Origin of the sequence: Pseudomonas syringae pv. tomato str. DC3000 (assembly GCF_000007805.1) — a bacterium.
GTDB classification, from domain to species: domain Bacteria; phylum Pseudomonadota; class Gammaproteobacteria; order Pseudomonadales; family Pseudomonadaceae; genus Aquipseudomonas; species Aquipseudomonas avellanae.
In genome coordinates, this window is the sequence record NC_004578.1 from 2,894,317 (window position 1) to 2,910,645 (window position 16,329).

15 protein-coding genes are annotated in these 16,329 nt (G+C 59.2%); 7 read left to right on the forward strand and 8 right to left on the reverse strand.

Annotated features, from left to right (window positions below; translation table 11 throughout):
• Positions 1 to 56 precede the first annotated feature (56 nt).
• Entirely contained in the window at positions 57 to 2,060 is a 2,004-nt protein-coding gene (locus PSPTO_RS13470; RefSeq protein WP_044389891.1) for a TonB-dependent receptor, read from the reverse strand.
• Between the two features lie 146 nt (positions 2,061 to 2,206).
• Here PSPTO_RS13470 and PSPTO_RS13475 point away from each other — a divergent pair, with 146 nt between their 5' ends.
• A complete protein-coding gene (locus PSPTO_RS13475) occupies positions 2,207 to 3,145 on the forward strand; it encodes a helix-turn-helix transcriptional regulator (protein WP_005762820.1) in 939 nt (312 codons plus the stop codon).
• Here PSPTO_RS13475 and PSPTO_RS13480 read toward each other — a convergent pair.
• Complete coding sequence (locus PSPTO_RS13480) at positions 3,142 to 5,640, reverse strand: TonB-dependent receptor plug domain-containing protein (RefSeq protein ID WP_005762818.1); 2,499 nt, start codon at positions 5,638 to 5,640, stop codon at positions 3,142 to 3,144. The two genes, PSPTO_RS13475 and PSPTO_RS13480, sit on opposite strands and share 4 nt — an antisense overlap.
• 393 nt (positions 5,641 to 6,033) lie before the next feature.
• Here PSPTO_RS13480 and PSPTO_RS13485 point away from each other — a divergent pair, with 393 nt between their 5' ends.
• Together PSPTO_RS13485 and PSPTO_RS13490 are read left to right on the forward strand one after the other, a co-directional pair.
• A complete protein-coding gene (locus PSPTO_RS13485) occupies positions 6,034 to 6,639 on the forward strand; it encodes an SCO family protein (protein ID WP_003376950.1) in 606 nt (201 codons plus the stop codon).
• Positions 6,633 to 7,127 carry a copper chaperone PCu(A)C gene (locus PSPTO_RS13490; RefSeq protein ID WP_161797763.1) on the forward strand — a complete coding sequence of 165 codons (495 nt, stop codon included), beginning with the start codon at positions 6,633 to 6,635 and terminating at the stop codon, positions 7,125 to 7,127. Before PSPTO_RS13485 ends, PSPTO_RS13490 begins: the two co-directional genes overlap by 7 nt.
• Before the next feature lie 238 nt (positions 7,128 to 7,365).
• Here the strand turns inward: PSPTO_RS13490 and PSPTO_RS13500 are convergent, their stop codons facing one another.
• From PSPTO_RS13500 to PSPTO_RS13515, 4 genes are all read right to left on the reverse strand, one after another.
• Positions 7,366 to 7,824 carry a metallophosphoesterase family protein gene (locus PSPTO_RS13500; protein ID WP_005762812.1) on the reverse strand — a complete coding sequence of 153 codons (459 nt, stop codon included), beginning with the start codon at positions 7,822 to 7,824 and terminating at the stop codon, positions 7,366 to 7,368.
• A gap of 75 nt (positions 7,825 to 7,899) precedes the next feature.
• Positions 7,900 to 8,481: an ATP phosphoribosyltransferase regulatory subunit gene (locus PSPTO_RS13505; protein ID WP_011104109.1), complete on the reverse strand. Its 582-nt coding sequence runs from the start codon at positions 8,479 to 8,481 to the stop codon at positions 7,900 to 7,902.
• 327 nt (positions 8,482 to 8,808) lie between these two features.
• Positions 8,809 to 9,312 carry a GNAT family N-acetyltransferase gene (locus PSPTO_RS13510; RefSeq protein WP_005762801.1) on the reverse strand — a complete coding sequence of 168 codons (504 nt, stop codon included), beginning with the start codon at positions 9,310 to 9,312 and terminating at the stop codon, positions 8,809 to 8,811.
• 82 nt (positions 9,313 to 9,394) lie between these two features.
• Entirely contained in the window at positions 9,395 to 9,844 is a 450-nt protein-coding gene (locus tag PSPTO_RS13515) for a hypothetical protein (RefSeq protein ID WP_005762799.1), read from the reverse strand.
• 300 nt (positions 9,845 to 10,144) lie between these two features.
• On the opposite strand from PSPTO_RS13515, the gene PSPTO_RS13520 reads away from it, so the two are divergent.
• On the forward strand, positions 10,145 to 10,984 hold the full coding sequence (locus tag PSPTO_RS13520) for a TauD/TfdA dioxygenase family protein (protein ID WP_007245963.1): 840 nt from the start codon (positions 10,145 to 10,147) through the stop codon (positions 10,982 to 10,984).
• Between the two features lie 90 nt (positions 10,985 to 11,074).
• Positions 11,075 to 11,326 (forward strand): hypothetical protein, encoded by a 252-nt coding sequence (locus tag PSPTO_RS13525; protein ID WP_007245964.1) that lies wholly within the window; start codon positions 11,075 to 11,077, stop codon positions 11,324 to 11,326.
• Positions 11,327 to 11,364: 38 nt separating this feature from the next.
• On the opposite strand, the gene PSPTO_RS13530 is transcribed toward PSPTO_RS13525, so the two are convergent.
• Positions 11,365 to 11,862 carry a GAF domain-containing protein gene (locus PSPTO_RS13530; protein ID WP_005762795.1) on the reverse strand — a complete coding sequence of 166 codons (498 nt, stop codon included), beginning with the start codon at positions 11,860 to 11,862 and terminating at the stop codon, positions 11,365 to 11,367.
• Between the two features lie 189 nt (positions 11,863 to 12,051).
• Here PSPTO_RS13530 and PSPTO_RS13535 point away from each other — a divergent pair, with 189 nt between their 5' ends.
• A complete protein-coding gene (locus PSPTO_RS13535; RefSeq protein WP_046463299.1) occupies positions 12,052 to 13,977 on the forward strand; it encodes a HAMP domain-containing methyl-accepting chemotaxis protein in 1,926 nt (641 codons plus the stop codon).
• A 76-nt stretch (positions 13,978 to 14,053) separates the two neighbouring features.
• Here the strand turns inward: PSPTO_RS13535 and PSPTO_RS13540 are convergent, their stop codons facing one another.
• A complete protein-coding gene (locus tag PSPTO_RS13540) occupies positions 14,054 to 14,959 on the reverse strand; it encodes a LysR family transcriptional regulator (protein ID WP_005617775.1) in 906 nt (301 codons plus the stop codon).
• Between the two features lie 103 nt (positions 14,960 to 15,062).
• On the opposite strand from PSPTO_RS13540, the gene PSPTO_RS13545 reads away from it, so the two are divergent.
• A complete protein-coding gene (locus tag PSPTO_RS13545) occupies positions 15,063 to 16,265 on the forward strand; it encodes an aspartate aminotransferase family protein (protein ID WP_011104111.1) in 1,203 nt (400 codons plus the stop codon).
• Positions 16,266 to 16,329 lie beyond the last annotated feature (64 nt).

The following is a 16,329-nucleotide window of genomic DNA, read 5'->3' on the forward strand; positions in this document are numbered from 1 at the left end:
TGGCTTCTCGATGAGGCTCATGCACGTGTGCGCGAGCCTGGTCGAGTCTGTTCAGATCAAAAGCTGATTTTGGTACTCAGCCCCAGTTCCCGGCCCTGTCCGGGCTGGCTGAACTGCGCGCCGCCAGACAGATAGGAATAGGTGCGGTAGTCCTTGTCGCCGAGGTTGTTGCCGTACAGCGCAACCTCCAGATCAGGTGTGGGCAGCCATGCCAGTCGGGCGTCCACCAGGCTATAGCCGCCCTGCGACACCTCGTTGTCGACGTCGAAATAATGCTTGCCGGTGTAACTGATCCCGACGCTGGGTCGCACCTCGCCCAGCAGGCCGTCGAAGTAGAAGCTGTGTTCGGCCGATGCGCGCAAGGTGCGTCCGGGCGTGTAGGTCAGGCTGTTGCCCTGGCGTTCGGAGTCAAGCATGCGGTTGCGGTTGACGGTGCCCGCCAGACGAATCAGGGTGGCCTCATCTGCATGCCAGTCCATGGACAGCTCCGCACCTTCACTGCGGGCCTTGCCGATGTTGCTCAGCGACTGGGTGCCGGTGCCAGCGGCGCCGATGAATTGCTGCACGTCGTCGATATCGATGCGGTACAGCGCGGCGTTGAGCCACAGGCGCTGATCGAACAGGCTGGATTTGACGCCGATCTCCGTGTTCAGCGATTTTTCCGGCGCATACGCCACGGCACCTGGGGTAATGGCGCCAATACGATTGTAGCCACCGGCCTTATAGCCCTTGCTGACCGAGGCATACAGCCGCATGTCCGGAGTCGCCTGGAAGCCCAGGGCAATCTTGGGCGTGGTGCTGGTGAACGTGTCGTTACCGCTGTAAACGAAGCCTGGCGTAAAGGCTGCATCGACCTGGGTGTAATCGGTTTCGGCTTTTTCCACGCTGTGCCGCGCGCCCAGTGTCAGGTCCCAGCGCGGTGCCAGGTGCCAGGTGAATTCGCCAAACACTGCTTTCTCGGAACTATCGATGCGGCTGTCGGCCACGCCATACACGCCGAACAGCGGGGCGCTGCTGTCAGTTTCGCGCTCTGAGTGGCTGCGGCTCTTCTGCCAGTAAAGGCCACCTACCGCGTCCCAGGCACGGTCGTCGCCCTGAGTGGAAAGACGCAGTTCCTGGCTGACGGTGCGCTGGGTTTCGGGCCAGTGAAAACCCAGATCGCCGTACAGTCGCTCGTGGCGATAGTTCTGCAAAGAGGTGATGGAGGTCAGTTTGAGCGCATCGCTGAGGTTCCAGTCCAGCGTTGCACTGCTGGTTTCCACGCGGCGCACATAGACCGACTCCAGCAGCGGAACACTTGCCCGACGCTTTTCATACGTGGCGTCTGCCAGATACTGCTCGTTGTAGGAGGTCAGGCGATCACGGGCATAGGCCAGCTTGAGGCTGAAGTCTTCGTTGGGCTTGAAGGTCAGACCGACATTGCCGCCCCCGTTGTCGCTGTCGCCGTGATGCTCGCTGCGGGTCAGCTCGCCGTCGGTGTCGTCGTGATACACGGTGCCCTGTATGAACAGTTTGTCGTCCACCAGCGGCGTCGAGCCGGTCGCCGATACTTGTTGGTGCAGATTGCTGAAGCGGCTTTGCAGCGTGGCGGTCGGCGTGTTGTCCGGCTGACGGGTGAGGATATTCAGTGCCCCGGCGTGGGCATTACGCCCGTAAAGCGTGCCTTGCGGGCCTTTGAGCAGTTCGATGTGTTCGATGTTGAGCAGTTGCTGATTGAAGGTGCCCAGGTATTGCGGCACACCATCGACATAAATGCCGACAGGCGCATTGTAGGGGTCAGAAGATGAAACGCCGCGCAGGCTCAGGCTGGGGAATACGCTTGCGCCGGTGTTGCGCATCAATAGTTCCGGAAATACTCTCTCCAGGTCGCCGCTGGCATAGACATTGGCGCGTTCCAGATCCGCCTGGCTTGCCACCGACAACGCCAGGTCGGTCTGGTCCTGAGACTGCACGCGCTTGCCGGCCGTTACCTGCATGTCAGGCAAGGTCATTACATTATCGGCCAGCGCCTGATGGGAAACCGCGAGCATGATTGCCAGGCTGAGTAGGGAACGTTGCATGAAAAGACTCGGGTGAAAGGGAGTGGCCGTATTCTCTGGACTTAACCGTTTCATTGCGCGTGCGATCAGGGTCGAAATGCGCGCAATCGGTACTTTAGTTGATAAGTGTTATCATTTGAGTCTGATTCCCAAACGAGTGCATGCCGATGAGCCTCAATCATTATTGCGCTGACTACGAGCTGCCCAAGGTTCTGACCGATGAAGTGGGTGATGAGCTTGATATCCGGCTCATTGACTGGCAGGTCGACGAAGACCGGCATCTGGATGCTTTCTGCGAAGCGTCGCTGACCGTCTCGTACCACGCCAACTGCTCGGGTTGGCGTTATTTCGCCGACACCTCGCCCCTGAGCTGGCGTGAAGATCACTGCTGCCTGTTCCATTCGACGGTTCCGGTCAGAGGCGAGGGTTTCGTACCCGCTGGCACCTGCTGGCGCGGTGTGAATATCAGTTTTGCCGCGCACCGATTGGGCATGCTCGATCTGGCCGGGCAACTGTTCGATTATCAGGGGCCTTGGGAAAACACCCGTTCTCAGGATCGCACGGCCCGGCTTGTGCAGTTTCCGGCACCCCAGGTGGTAAGACGGATCGGCCAGGAAATGCTCGGCTGCAAGCTTGAAGGGATCGCCAGGGATTTGCTGCTGCGTGGCAAGGCCTATGAAATGCTTGGCCAACTGACGGCTCATATTCAGGACCTGGCCCATTTCACCGGGCTCAACGCGGGGGGCCGTGACCTGATGCGCGTCGAACGGGCGCGCAAGCTGCTGGAGGCGCACCCCGAGCAGGACTGGACCATCGAATCACTGGCCCAGTCGGTGGAACTCAACACCAAAAAGCTCAAGCAGGGGTTTCGTCAGAGCTACGACAGCGGCGTCTACGGCTATCTGCAGAAAGTCCGCATCGAGCGGGCGGCGCAACTGTTGAAGCAACAGGGGGCGGTCAGCGAAGTGGCGGCGGCAGTGGGTTATTCCAGTGCCAGCCATTTCGCCAAGGTGTTTCGCCGCTACTACGGCATCAACCCACTGCACTTCAGCGCAATGGCTGCCGAACAGGTCCATGAACAGGCTGTGGTCCTGCCCGCAGGCTAAAAATCATAGGCAATCTTGCTGTACCAGAAGCCGCCGCCCGGATAGAACGGTGAGTTGCCGTACAGATTCAGCCCGACGGCGGAAGGGATTGCGTGTTTGTCCGGGCGCACGTCGAAAATATTGGTGCCGCCCAGGCTCAACGTGATGTTGTCGTAGAGGGTGTACGACACATCCAGGTCGGTAATCCATTTGGCTCCGAAACTGCGGTCGCCGCTTTCCAGTTGCTGGAGGGTCTTGACCTTGCCGTAGCGGGTGGTTTGCAGGTTCACACCCAGATCGCCCAGCGTCCATTTGCCGCCCAGCACCCATTTGGTTTTTGGCTGTGCGTCGGTGAGGTCGCCTTCGCGGGCGCGGCCGACCCAGGTCAGGCTGCCGCCGGGGTTGCTGCCCAGGCCCTGCAAGGCTGCCGGCGCATCTTTGACGTCGGTGATGACGGTCTTGTTGTAGTTGAACCCGGCGCTCCAGCGCACATCGCCCCACGCGCCGTACTGACTGGAGTGGTCGAGGACGATGTCCAGGCCGCGGGTTCGGGTGTCGAAGGCGTTGGCGTAATAAGAGGTCCAGGTGCTGGTGTCGACACCTTGTGCAGTGAGCGTCGGTGCCAGCGCCGGGCCGTACAGGCTTTCGGTGCGCGCGATGCGGTCGGCGATTTCGATCCAGTAGGCGTCTGCCGTCAGGCTGGTACGCGGTGCCGGTTGCCAGGTCACGCCAACGCCCAGATTGCGCGATTTTTCCGGGTCCAGAGTGGTCGCGCCAAGTGCCTGGGCCAGCGCCGAGTTGACCGGCGCGATGCGCGTCACGGCGGGCACGATGGTGCCATCCGGCGCAGCACCGACCCGGTTATCCGAGATGCTGTAGCCGGTCTGGGTCAGCGAGGGCGCACGAAAGCCCGTGCCGACGGTGCCGCGTACCGCGAAGGTATCGGTGAATTCATAGCGCGAGTTGAGCTTGGCGCTGACCGTGTTGCCCGAGTCATCGTCGAAGTGCTCGGCGCGTAGCGCCAGATCGACAAACAGCGGTTCGATCGGGGTGATGCCGAAATCCACGTAGGCCGCATAGTTGTTGCGTTGCAGGCGGGTGGCGTCCTGCGGCGAGATGACCGCGGCGGCCTGCGCGGCAATCGATGCCAGTTGCCCGGCCAGCGGGCTGGCCTGACCGTTGGGCAGGCTCGCCGGAAAGCGATAACCGCCCACCTGATAAGCCTGCGCGTCGCCGGAGAACGTCCGAAAACGCTCCCACCGATGTTCCAGCCCGGCGGACACTTGCAGCGGCACGCCAAACAGCCCGTCGAAGGCGCGGGTGATGTCGAGGTTGTTGACCCATTGCTCGAATCGATACGTCGCCAGGTCATCGAATGATGTCGGGGAGGCCGGTCCCAGCGACGGGTTGATGGTCAGGTCGCTGTACTGATGATTGTTGTTGCGCCCGTAAGTGGTGCTCAGGTCCCAGTTCCAGCCCAGCGCCTGGCCCTTGCCACCGATCAGGTACTGATAGTCAGTGTCGTCCAGGTTGTTGAGCGGGTAATAGCCGTCGGCAAACAGCTCGGGAATGTTGGCGTTGCCGTTGGGGTAGCGGAAGTAGTTATTGATGATGGCGTCGCGCTGCCCATAGGTGCCGTAGGAATACAGCGTTGTCTGGTCATCCAGCGGCAGTTCGGCGTTGTAGGCCAGGTTGAATGCCTTGATCTGCGGGTCGCCATTCTTGACGCCGACCCGATCCCACGTCGCTTCCCTGGGGTCGCCGGGAAAGTAGGCGGTATTGGTGGCTTTGTCGTTCCAGCTGGCATCACCACGTTTGCGGGCGTCGGCTGAAAGGTGCAGAAAGCCGCCATCGCCCAGCTCGAAACCAGTGTCGCCTTCAAACTTGCTGACTTCGCCTTCGCCGCTGTACAGCTTGCCGTATGTCAGCCCCAGATGACCGCCCTCGGCGCCGGATTTGAGAATCACGTTGATCACCCCGGCAATCGCATCCGAGCCGTATTGCGCAGCGGCGCTGTCCTTGAGCACCTCGATTCGCTCCACCGCGCTGATCGGGATCATGTCGATGTCCACCGAGTTCGCGCCGCTGCTGTCGGTCGAGCCATTGGCGGGCAGGGCGCTGTTGTGGCGACGTTTGCCGTTGACCAGCACCAGCGTGTAGGCCGGTGCCAGGCTGCGGTTGGACAGCGGGCGGATGGTCGAGTTATAGCCCGCGACGTTGGTGCCGTAATTGAAGGACGGCAGCAGTTTGGCGATGGCTTCGGTCAGGTCGGCGCGGCCGGTCTTGAGCAGTTGATCGCTGGTCACGATGTCTACCGGGGCCGGGCTGTCGGTGACGGTGCGCTGCGTGCCACGCACCCCGGTGGAGATCACCGTGACCTTCTCCAGGCGGGCTTCCTCTTGCGTGGATTTTTCGGCGGCCTGAGCCGGATTCATCAGGCCGAGGCTGGCGAGCGCCATGCCTTTGATCAACGGGGTGCGCAGGGTGTGGCAGATGGCGCGAGCAGGGAGGGCCATAACACGGTGATCCTTGTGAGCATTGAGAAAGGTCTTGGGCACCTCCACAGGTCAGGGTCGGTCTGCTGGCGAATATAGAGTTATGAAAGCAGGCTGGGAAAGGCCTTTTGGTTATATGTTAATTATAAATGTATTGAATTATATAAGTCTGTTACATGAATGTTTTGCATTTAATGCCAGACGTGCCTGTGGCGTCTGCGAAGGCTTGGTGATTGTCGAACCGCCTGTGCTGTTTTGTCGCACCGTGCAGCGCAGCCCATGAGGCCGACGTTTGCGCGCCTGCTCATGGTTTGATACAGGATTGTCGGTATTCCCCACCGCCCTTGAGTGGTAAATTCGCCGCCTTTGAATTTGTCTGAACCCACGCGCCTTATCCTCCAGGGGACGTAAGACATGACGTACCGACCGACCCGCCGCGAGGTGGTCACAGGCCTCTCGTTGCTGAGCCTTGGCCTGCTGACTGGCTGCGGCAATTCCAATGCCTTGCCGTTCAAGCATGGCAAGGACATGAGCAACGAGATTGTTGGCCGCAACTTCCGGCTTAAGGATTCGCAAGGCAACGTCAAGACGCTTTCGAGTTTTCGCGGCCTGATGCCGATGATTTTCTTCGGATTTACCCAATGCCCGGCCATTTGCCCGACGGCGCTGGCGCGCGCAGCGCAGATTAGAAAGCTGATGGGCGAGGAGGGCAAGACGCTCCAGGTGGTGTTCATCACTCTGGACCCGGAGCGCGATACGCCTGATGTGATCGACGCCTACGTAAAGGCTTTCGATCCGACCTTCGTCGCCTTGTCCGGTACGCTTGAAGAAACCGTCGCGACGGCCAAGGAGTTCGGCGTGTTTTTCGAGAAAGTCCCGCTGGGCGATACCTACACGATTTCCCACACCGCCACCAGTTACGTCTACGACACCCGTGGCGTCCTGCGTCTGGGCTTGTCGCACAGACTGTCCGCCCCACAATGCACCGAAGATCTGCTCACTTTGATGGAAGTATGCTGATGACCGTTCTGATTCGTAACGCCGTAAAGCCACTGTTGCTGACCCTTTCGCTGCTCGGTCTGAGCGCTCAGGCGCTGGCCGACACCAAAGTCGATGATGCCTGGGTGCGTGCCACCGTGCCGGGCCAGCCTGCCACAGGCGCGTTCATGCACATCACGTCCAGCACCGACAGCAAACTGGTGGACGTTACATCACCTGTTGCCAAAACCGTGCAGATCCACCAGATGAGCATGAAAGGCGATGTGATGAGCATGCAGCGTGTCAGCTCGGTCGACCTGCCGGCGGGCAAACCGGTGGTGTTCGATGCCAACGGCTACCACGTCATGTTCATGGGCCTGTTGGCGCAGGTCAAAGAGGGCGACAAGGTGCCACTGACCCTGATCGTTGAAGATGCCAAGGGAGTGAAGGAGTCGATTCAGGTTACCGCAGTGGCCAAATCGCTGACCACTGACGAACACGGCGGGCACGGTGACCACAGCGGTCATTGATGTGCTGGCTGGTGCGTGTGTCTGAGCAAACGCGCATTCAAGATCGGACGCGGAGCGTCGGCATGATAGTCGCCCAGACAACTATCGTTCCTTACGCTCCAGCGTAGGAATGCAGTGGGTGACGCTCTGCGTCACAGATCTGCGCCACGCCGCGCAATCAAGATCGGACGCGGAGCATCGGTACGAGATTCAACGAGTTTCGCGTAGGACGAAGTACATCGCGCCGCAACGGCAACGATCAGTCCAGCAACTGCACCAGCCACGGCTCCATCGCATCCGAACTTACCTCAAGCAGCGCCAGCGTTACCGGCAACTTGAATCGTCTTCTTCCGGCACTACCCGGATTAAGGTACAGCGTGTTCCCGCGCCATTCGATGAGGGGTTTGTGGGAATGGCCGGTAACGACCAGTTTTACGCTGTCATCCAGCAGCGCAGGAACGTCGGCGATGTCGTGGACCAGCAGGACTTGCCAGCCTTGGATGTCGAAGCGCAGATGATCGGCGATGGGTTTTGCCCATTCTGCGTCTACATCATTGTTGCCGCGCACGATGTGCAACGGGGCGATGGCGGCGAGTTGCTCGACGATATCCTGGCTGCCGATGTCACCCGCATGGATGATGGCTTCGCAGCCCTCAAGCGCCGCGATGGCTTCGGGTCGGAGCAGCCCGTGGGTGTCGGAAATCACGCCAACTTTCATGCAATGCCTCGGGTCTGGGCAGGGTGGGCGCGCAGTGTAACCCGTTGCGTTTCCCCCAACCGATTAAGACTATGGTTATTGATCAGGCCCAAGCGCCAGCACCAGTCGCTCCAGCCCTATGCCAAACCCGGCACCCTCCCGATAGGCCCCGCCACCCACCACCTGTTGCTGCGCACCCAATTTCGGGCAGCGCACCTCGAAGCCATTGCCTTCCAGGTAATAACTCAGGCCTCGTTTGACGGCAATGTTCAGCTGATAATCCAGCCCCAGAAAGTCGAGAAAGCCAGTGCATATTGCCTGGCTGCGCAGTAATGATTGCTGCGGCGAGTGGCCAAGAATTTCCAGCCCCAACTGAGTAAATTCCCGATAGCGCCCAGCCTGGGGCCGTTCATACCGGTAACAGCGCGCCACATAGAAAAACAGCGCTTCGCATCGTCCGTTCAACAGCAATTCGCTGCGCTCCTGAAACAGCGCAGTTGCCTCGGGGATCAGGCAGCAGGCGCGCCCGGCCTTGTCGTTGAAGGCCCACATCTGGCCGATGATTTCGCTGCCGCCGGCTTTTTCGATAAACGTGTCCTGACCCCATAAAGCCGGGACGATTGCTTCCTCAGCGCCCGCTGCGATGAAGATAGCTCCGGAAACGGTTTTCCGTTTCACGCAGAATTGCAGCTTCTGGTCCGGTCACGATGCGGGTTCCGCGTAGCATGGTCATAGATGTGATCTCCACTGATTTTCGGGTAACTGATTCTTTGGTGAGTAACCGGGCAATAAAACCAGGCAATAAAAAAGGCGCCGTGGGCGCCTTGGTCTGTTTCACTGATGGTCAGAGCATGAACCTAAGCCTGACCAATCGATGAGCACAAGCAACCGCAGCACCTTGAGATGGGGCCGTGATGGTGATGTCGGTTGCTATGAGGAATTTGATTCATGGCTGATCCTTGCATGCTTTCAGCTATTGCTCAAGCGGCGATCGATCGCCCGGGCTTATCTCAGGCGCGCCATGCTCAAGGCATCGACATATGCGCCATCGCGTACCGCGTAGTTGCGCAGACGGCCTTCGACTTCAAAACCAAACTTGCGATAGAGACCTTGTGCGGCCTCATTGTCGGCATACACGGTCAGTTCTACCCGGTGCAGGTTCATCCAGTTATCTGCCACGTCCAGCGCCGCTGCCAGCAACTTCGAGCCAATGCCTTTGCCGTGCCAGGCCGAGGCGACGCCCATGCCGAACGCGCCGACATGGCTTTGCCTGCTGCGTGAGTATTGTTCCAGGCCGATGCTGCCGATCACCTCGCCGCCGTTCAGCGCGACCAGTTTTACCTGTCGTTCAGTGCTGTTGGCCAGGCGTTGGCGCCAGACCTCGATGGACTGATAAGGCATTTGCAAAACCTGACGGCAGACCGCTGGCTCGTTGTAGAGCGCGGTCACACCTTCAAGGTGGGTTTCAGCCATGCGCTGAATGACGATTTGCGGGGCAGGAGCGTGCACGTTGATTCATTCCTTGAAGTGAAACGGGTCGAGCATGTCAGATAAAGCCTCTCGACATTGACTTGTAGCCGAGACAAGCGGGTCAGACGATGTACTCAGGCTTGCCCATTGCTTGCCACTCGGCAAATCGGGCATCCATGAGCGGGGACAGTTTGTCAAAATTGGCCCATGTATCGGGAACGCTGTAAACCTCATCCTGGGTCACGCTGAATGCGAGCAGGTAGTCGTCAATGTAGCGGCTGTCATTGTTCAGACCCTCGTAGTAAGCCAGCGCGAAAGCATTGCCGATGTCGTTGAATTCTTGATCGGTGAGCTTCTCGTCGAGCATCGATATTACGAAAGCGCTGCCGGTAAGCTCGCGTTTTGTGAGCGCGGCGACTTCACTCTCGGCGTCTTCAAGCAGTTCCTCGCTGGCAAGTTTGTTCAGCAGCATCCAGGCCAGGAACATACCGATGTGCGTCGCACCGGCTGCGCTTGGAAGATCGCTGGGGAAATTGCCGTTGTAGTGCCATGAGGCGTCGTCGTATTTCATTGCTGCTCCGCTGGAAATGGGAATTCCTGTCGATTTTTCAGAACCACTCTGGCAGCGGATTACCATGACTGCAAGCAACGGGCCCTTGGCAGTTCGGTTCCGTGAACGGGCGCCGCTATGGTTCAAGGCCGAAGTACTGGACGTGGCGGCCCTGTTTATGGGGCATTGCTCGCGCTCTATTTACACCATCATCCGGGCGATTATCTGCAGCATCGATTGCGCGGCTCCATCAAAAATAAGCAGTTGCCTCTGCCTGCTCATAAGTGTACCGTTGTGTTCACTTATGAAGAGGGTCGCATCATGTTAGCCACTTCGGTCGTCCAGCTGTCGCAGGAATCCATCAAGCCAGCTATTGGCGCGCGTATTTTCAACAGCAAGCAGGAGTTGCTGTCGGGTCAATTCGCCGGGGCAATCCGAGAACTGCTGGAGCAGCGAGGCGTGCTGGTGTTCCCGAAGATTCACTTTTCCGATGCTGAACAGATCGCTTTCACTCGCACGCTCGGGACTTTTTCCCCGGAAGCCAGCGATGGCCAGAACATCACCAAAATCAGTCTCGATGTAAAAGAGAACCCGGCGGGAGCCGAGTTTCTCAAGGGTTCGCTTTACTGGCACATCGACGGTACGAGCAGTGACGCGCCAATTCTAGCCTCGCTGCTGTCTTGCAAGGTGCCCGCCAGTTGGGGAGGCAACACCGGCTTTTGTAATACCTACGCGGCTTACGAGGCGCTTGGCGATGCTGACAAACATCGTTACGAAAGCTTGCGAGTTATTCACGCGCCATGGGCATCGTTACTCTATTACAATCCGGAACCTGGTCTTGCCATGCTCAAGGCAATGCAGGCTATCGGCGAAAAGGAGCTGCCGCTGGTGTGGAAGCACCGTTCCGGCCGCAAGTCGCTGATTCTGGGGTGTACGGCGCAGCATGTCGTGGGGAACAGTCTGGCGCAGAGCGCGCAGATTCTGGTGGGTTTGCGCGAGTGGGCCACGGCAGAGGCGTTCAGTTACAGCCATACGTGGCAGGTGGGTGATCTGGTGATATGGGACAACACCGGCACCATGCACCGCGCAGAGGCGTACGACCCTGAATGCGGGCGCATGATGCACCGCACCAAGCTGCAAGGCGAGGAGCCTTTCGAGTGAGCCGAGGGTGGCAACACGCGAGCGACGGCCCGGCCTGTATAGCGGTCGCTCATCTTGAACCGAATCGTTTTACCTGAGTGGAGAAGCGATATGTGCGGACCTAAAGAGCCCATCGCGGGTGTATTTCTACTGTTGGTGCTGGCTGCCGGAGGCTGGGTGGCTCAGGAGCCGTTCCCTCATTTCGGGATTGATGTGTCTGCAGAGACGTTGCTGAACGCAGCGGGCTCGGCTAGGACTGTTTCTTCCCGTTACAGGGTGCAGTTCGACGAAAACCGATTTACCAGCGCCATGCTCGAACCCGTGCCGATGTACGCGCTGGTGGATGAACCCGCCAGGCCGTAACCTGACCTGGCCAACGCCGCAACTGCTGGCCGTTGCGGCTAGTCTGCTTCGCTCATGTTGGCGAAGAAAATACACCCGATCAGCCGCGCGAACAGGGTCAGCGTTTCTGCAAGTTCCGGATCGTCAAACAGCGTCACGCGTGAGTCCAGCGCACACATCGCGCCATACAGCCTGCCGTCCGGAAGAAAGATCGGCACGCCAGCATAACTCTCGATAGCAAACCGCTTCACAACAGGGAAGTTCGCGTACCGGCCGCTTTTACTGATCTGCGGAATGAACAACGCCTGGGGGTTGATACAAAACTCACCGCACAGCGTTGTCTCCAGCGCGAAGACTTCACCTTCGTCTATCCCAAAGTCAGTGGGGTCATATACCGAACAGGCTATCCAGTCTTCGTCGGTAAACTTCGCAATACTCGCAAAGCGCATGCCTGTCAGACGGGTAACCAACCGCAAAACGTTGGTGGTTGCTTCGATCTCGGCAATTGCAGAACGCTCCTCGTTGGTCAAGGTGCCTTTTGAGGCTGTCAACTGCATGCCATTCTCCGGAATACTTTGTGTGTGCGGCTGCCCATGCTAACTGACCCGGATGAAAAAGCTAGATGCGTTACAAGCAGTTGCGGATTATTTGTGAGCAAGAATATTGACGCCAAGTTTAAAGTTTGAGATCGGGCTGCCGACATACGTATGTTGTATAGGCAGGGATCAGCCTCGTATATCCACTCGTTGGCCTACCAAGAGCAAATTACTTTGAAAAACACTCTGAGCAATATTTCTGTCAGGTCCAAGCTAGCGCTTGGGTTTGCTCTGGTCATCGTGCTGACGGTGCTGATTGCGCTGACCGGCTGGACCGGTATCACTTCGCTGAGCGAACGAAGCGAAAGGATTGCCGACATTGGCAAGATGAGCACCTTGACTCGCGATGTGCGCATCGCACGTCTGGCGTACTGGATTAACTACGATGCCGAACGTGCCAGCGATTGGTTGAAGGCTCTTGAACGCCTCGAAGCCCACGTCAAGTATGCGCAAGAGGTATTCGACTCTCCGCTGAACATACCGCTGGTGAACGCTGCCGCCGAAGCGCTGGTTGAATACCGGGTTCACTATGACAACCTGATGCGCGCAACAGCCGCCCGCGAGGCAACCCGTGGAGCGTTTGGCCAGTACGCCGATGCCGGGGCTGAGGACTTGCAGAAGCTGAACGCCTTCGCCAGGTCGGACGAGGGCAGCGCCTCACAGCGCGACGCCATTGTTCAGGCAATGACACTGTTTCAGAAAATGCGTTTCGATCTGCGTGGTTATACCTATTCTTTGAAGGCTGAGAACAGGGCGCCCGCAGAAGCTTCAATGAGCGCAGTCATTAACTTTGTCAAAGGCCTGCAAGGCTTCGACAGTCAGTCTGCAACGATCAAGCACCTCGTGGATTCCATGGTCAGTTACCAGAACACCATGAATCAATTCACCGCCGCACAGGCATCCATCGATCAGGCTCAGGCGGGTATCACCAAAGTTATCGGGGTTCTTTTCAAATCGGCCGACCAATTGTCTGCCAATCAGGTCAGTCTGCGCATAGAAGACGTTGATCAGGCCCGGACGCTGCTCTCGGTATGGTTGGTTGCGGCGCTGATTATGAGTTTCCTGGCTGCGTGGGTGATAACCCGCCTGATCGTAGGCCCGTTGCTCGAAACACTGAAACTGGCCGAACGTGTGGCTGATGGTGATCTGACCCACAACCAGGCGGTTACCCGCAAGGATGAGCTGGGACGCTTGCAAGGCAGCATGCTGCGCATGACCACCAACCTGCGCGAGCTGATCGGTGGGCTGCGTGACGGCGTGACGCAAATTGCCAGCGCTGCCGAGCAGTTGTCGGCAGTGACCGAGCAGACCAGCGCCGGTGTCAACAGCCAGAAAAGCGAGACCGATCAGGTGGCGACCGCCATGCATGAGATGTCGGCCACCGTTCAGGAAGTCGCGAGAAACGCCGAGCAGGCATCCCATGCGGCGGTCAACGCTTCGAAAGAGGCGCGTGAAGGCGACGGCGTCGTTTCCAAGGCGGTGACGCAGATCGAGAAGCTTGCGACTGAAGTGCAGAACTCCAAATCCGCCATGGACGAGCTCAAAAGCGAAAGCAACAAGATTGGTGGTGTGCTGGACGTCATCAAGGCGGTGGCCGAGCAGACCAACCTGTTGGCGCTCAACGCTGCTATCGAAGCAGCGCGCGCCGGGGAAGCCGGGCGAGGTTTCGCGGTGGTTGCTGACGAAGTGCGAAGCCTGGCGCAGCGCACCCAGACATCGACAGAAGAAATCGCTGCGTTGATCAGCGGGCTGCACAGCCGCACCTCGCACGTGGCGACAATCCTCGACAACAGCCAGGCGCTAACCGCCAACAGCGTCGAGCTGACCCGTAACGCGGGCGTCTCTATCGGTAATATCACCCAGGCGATCTCGACCATCGAGACGATGAATCACCAGATTGCTGCGGCGGCTGAAGAGCAGAGCGCAGTTGCCGAAGAGATCAACCGCAGCGTGCTGAATGTTCGGGATATTTCCGAACAGACGGCGTCGGCCAGCGAGCAAACCGCCGCATCGAGCGTTGAACTCGCCCGCCTGGGTGTTCATTTGCAGAGTATGGTCAGCCGCTTCAAGGTCTGAGTATTTAGCGCGAAAAATCCGGTGCAGGCGCAACGTCTCGCACCGGATGCAACTTTACGTCACACCCTGCCAGCACCTATCGCCCCCATAGCGCTGTCGCAAACTCCACAAAGCTTCTCAGCTTGGGCAGCCGGTAACGGTCTTGCACATACAGCAGGTTCATCGGCCGTCTGGGCAGGTGATAGTCCGGCAACAGCGCTACCAGTCGGCCCTCCTGCAAGTCACGCTGGACCAGCGCATCCGGCAGCATCACCACACCCATCCCGGCGCGCGCCGCCTGATAAAGACCGGCTGATGTGTTGGCCACCATCGAGCCGTCCACGTCCACCAGAACCTCGCCTTCGGGCCCGGTCATGCGCCATTGCGTGCCTGCTGTGCGCCACTCATCGCCGGCCGGGTAGGCGAACGCCAGGCAATTGTGCGCGCGAAGGTCTTCGGGCCGGGTGGGCGCGCTGTGCCGAGCGAGGTAATCAGGTGCAGCGCAGATGGTCAGGGTGTAGTCCTGCAACGGGCGGGCAATCAAGGGCGATGATTGCGCAAGGTTGCCCAGGCGAATGGCGACGTCGAAACCGTTGTCGATCATGTCGAGGCGCTGGTTGGTCAGCACCAGGTCGAGTTTGACGTCGGGAAAGCGCTGCGAGAACCCGACCAGGGCAGGGGCCAGCAGCTCCGAGCCGAAGGTCAGAGGTGCGGTGATGCGCAACGTGCCGGTCGGCTCGCCCTGCGCCTGCTCGGCCAGTTGCTCGGACTGCGCCACCAGCCCCAGCACCTCAAGGCATCGCTGGTAATACGCAGTGCCGAACTCGGTCAACCGCTGGCGGCGAGTAGTGCGCTGCAACAGGCTGACGCCCAGGCGCTGTTCCAGCGCGCGCAAGTGATTGCCGACCATCGTTGTGGAAATCGAGCATGCCTGCGCCGCTGCCGTCAGGCTGCCGGTTTCGACAACCTTTACATACACGCGCATCGCCAGAAACAAATCCATTATCAATCTCAGCTTTAAAATGATTGAAGTATTTCGCCGTTTATCCAGAACAGGTGGTTAACGATACTGCATAAACCGACACATACCCAAGGAGCTTCACGCCATGACCACCGCCTGCCTGATGAGCACTTATCAACCTCTGGCCCTGAGTTTCACCCGTGGCCTGGGCACGCGCCTGTGGGACCAGAGCGGTCGTGAATACCTGGACGCGGTGGCAGGCGTGGCGGTGACCAATGTCGGGCATTCCCACCCTATGCTGGTGGATGCCATTCGCGATCAGGCGGGTTTGCTGTTGCACACCTCCAATCTGTACAGCATTGACTGGCAACAGCGGCTGGCGCAAAAGCTCACCAGGCTGGCAGGGATGGACCGGGTGTTTTTCAACAATTCCGGTGCCGAGGCCAACGAAACCGCACTTAAACTGGCGCGCCTGCATGGCTGGCACAAGTACATCGAGCAGCCCTTGGTGGTGGTCATGGAAAACGCCTTTCACGGGCGCACGCTGGGCACCCTGGCCGCCAGCGACGGGCCGGCGGTGCGCCTGAGTTACAGCGACTTGCCGGGTGATTACATCAAGGTGCCGTTCGGTGATCTGCTCGCGTTCGACAAGGTTTGTGTAACCCACGGCCACCGGATTGCTGCCGTGCTGGTCGAACCGATTCAGGGCGAGGGCGGCGCTCAGGTCGCGCCGGCTGGTTATCTCAAGGCGTTGAGAGAACGTTGCACGCGGCGTGACTGGCTGCTGATGCTCGACGAGATTCAGACCGGCATGGGCCGTACCGGCAAGTGGTTTGCCTTTCAACATGAAGGCATTGTGCCGGACGTCATGACCCTCGCCAAAGGGCTGGGCAATGGCGTACCGATCGGCGCCTGTCTGGCGCGAGGCAAAGCCGCAGAGTTGTTCACGCCCGGCAGTCATGGCAGCACGTTTGGCGGCAACCCGCTGGCGTGCCGGGTCGGTTGCACGGTCATCGACATCATCGAACAGCAGGCGCTGGTAGAAAACGCCGGGGTTCGAGGGCAGCACCTGCTCGGGCGCTTGCAGGAAGTGCTGGGCGGCCATCCGCAGGTCATGCAGGTACGTGGCAGGGGGCTGATGATCGGTATCGAACTGCGCGAGGCTATTCCCGAACTGACCCGCATCGCAGCCGAGCAACATGGCTTGTTGATCAACGTCACGCGGGGCAAAGTCATTCGTCTTCTGCCGCCCCTGGTGCTGGAGGCTGCCGAGGTGGAGCAGATTGTTCAAGGCCTGGCGGCAAGCCTCGACAGCGCGAGCTACCGTGCGCTCGAGCGCTCTGCCTGAACAAGGGATTACGGAAAAGGACTACATCGGGCTGTACCGGGATGACCCATATGCGGTAGAACAG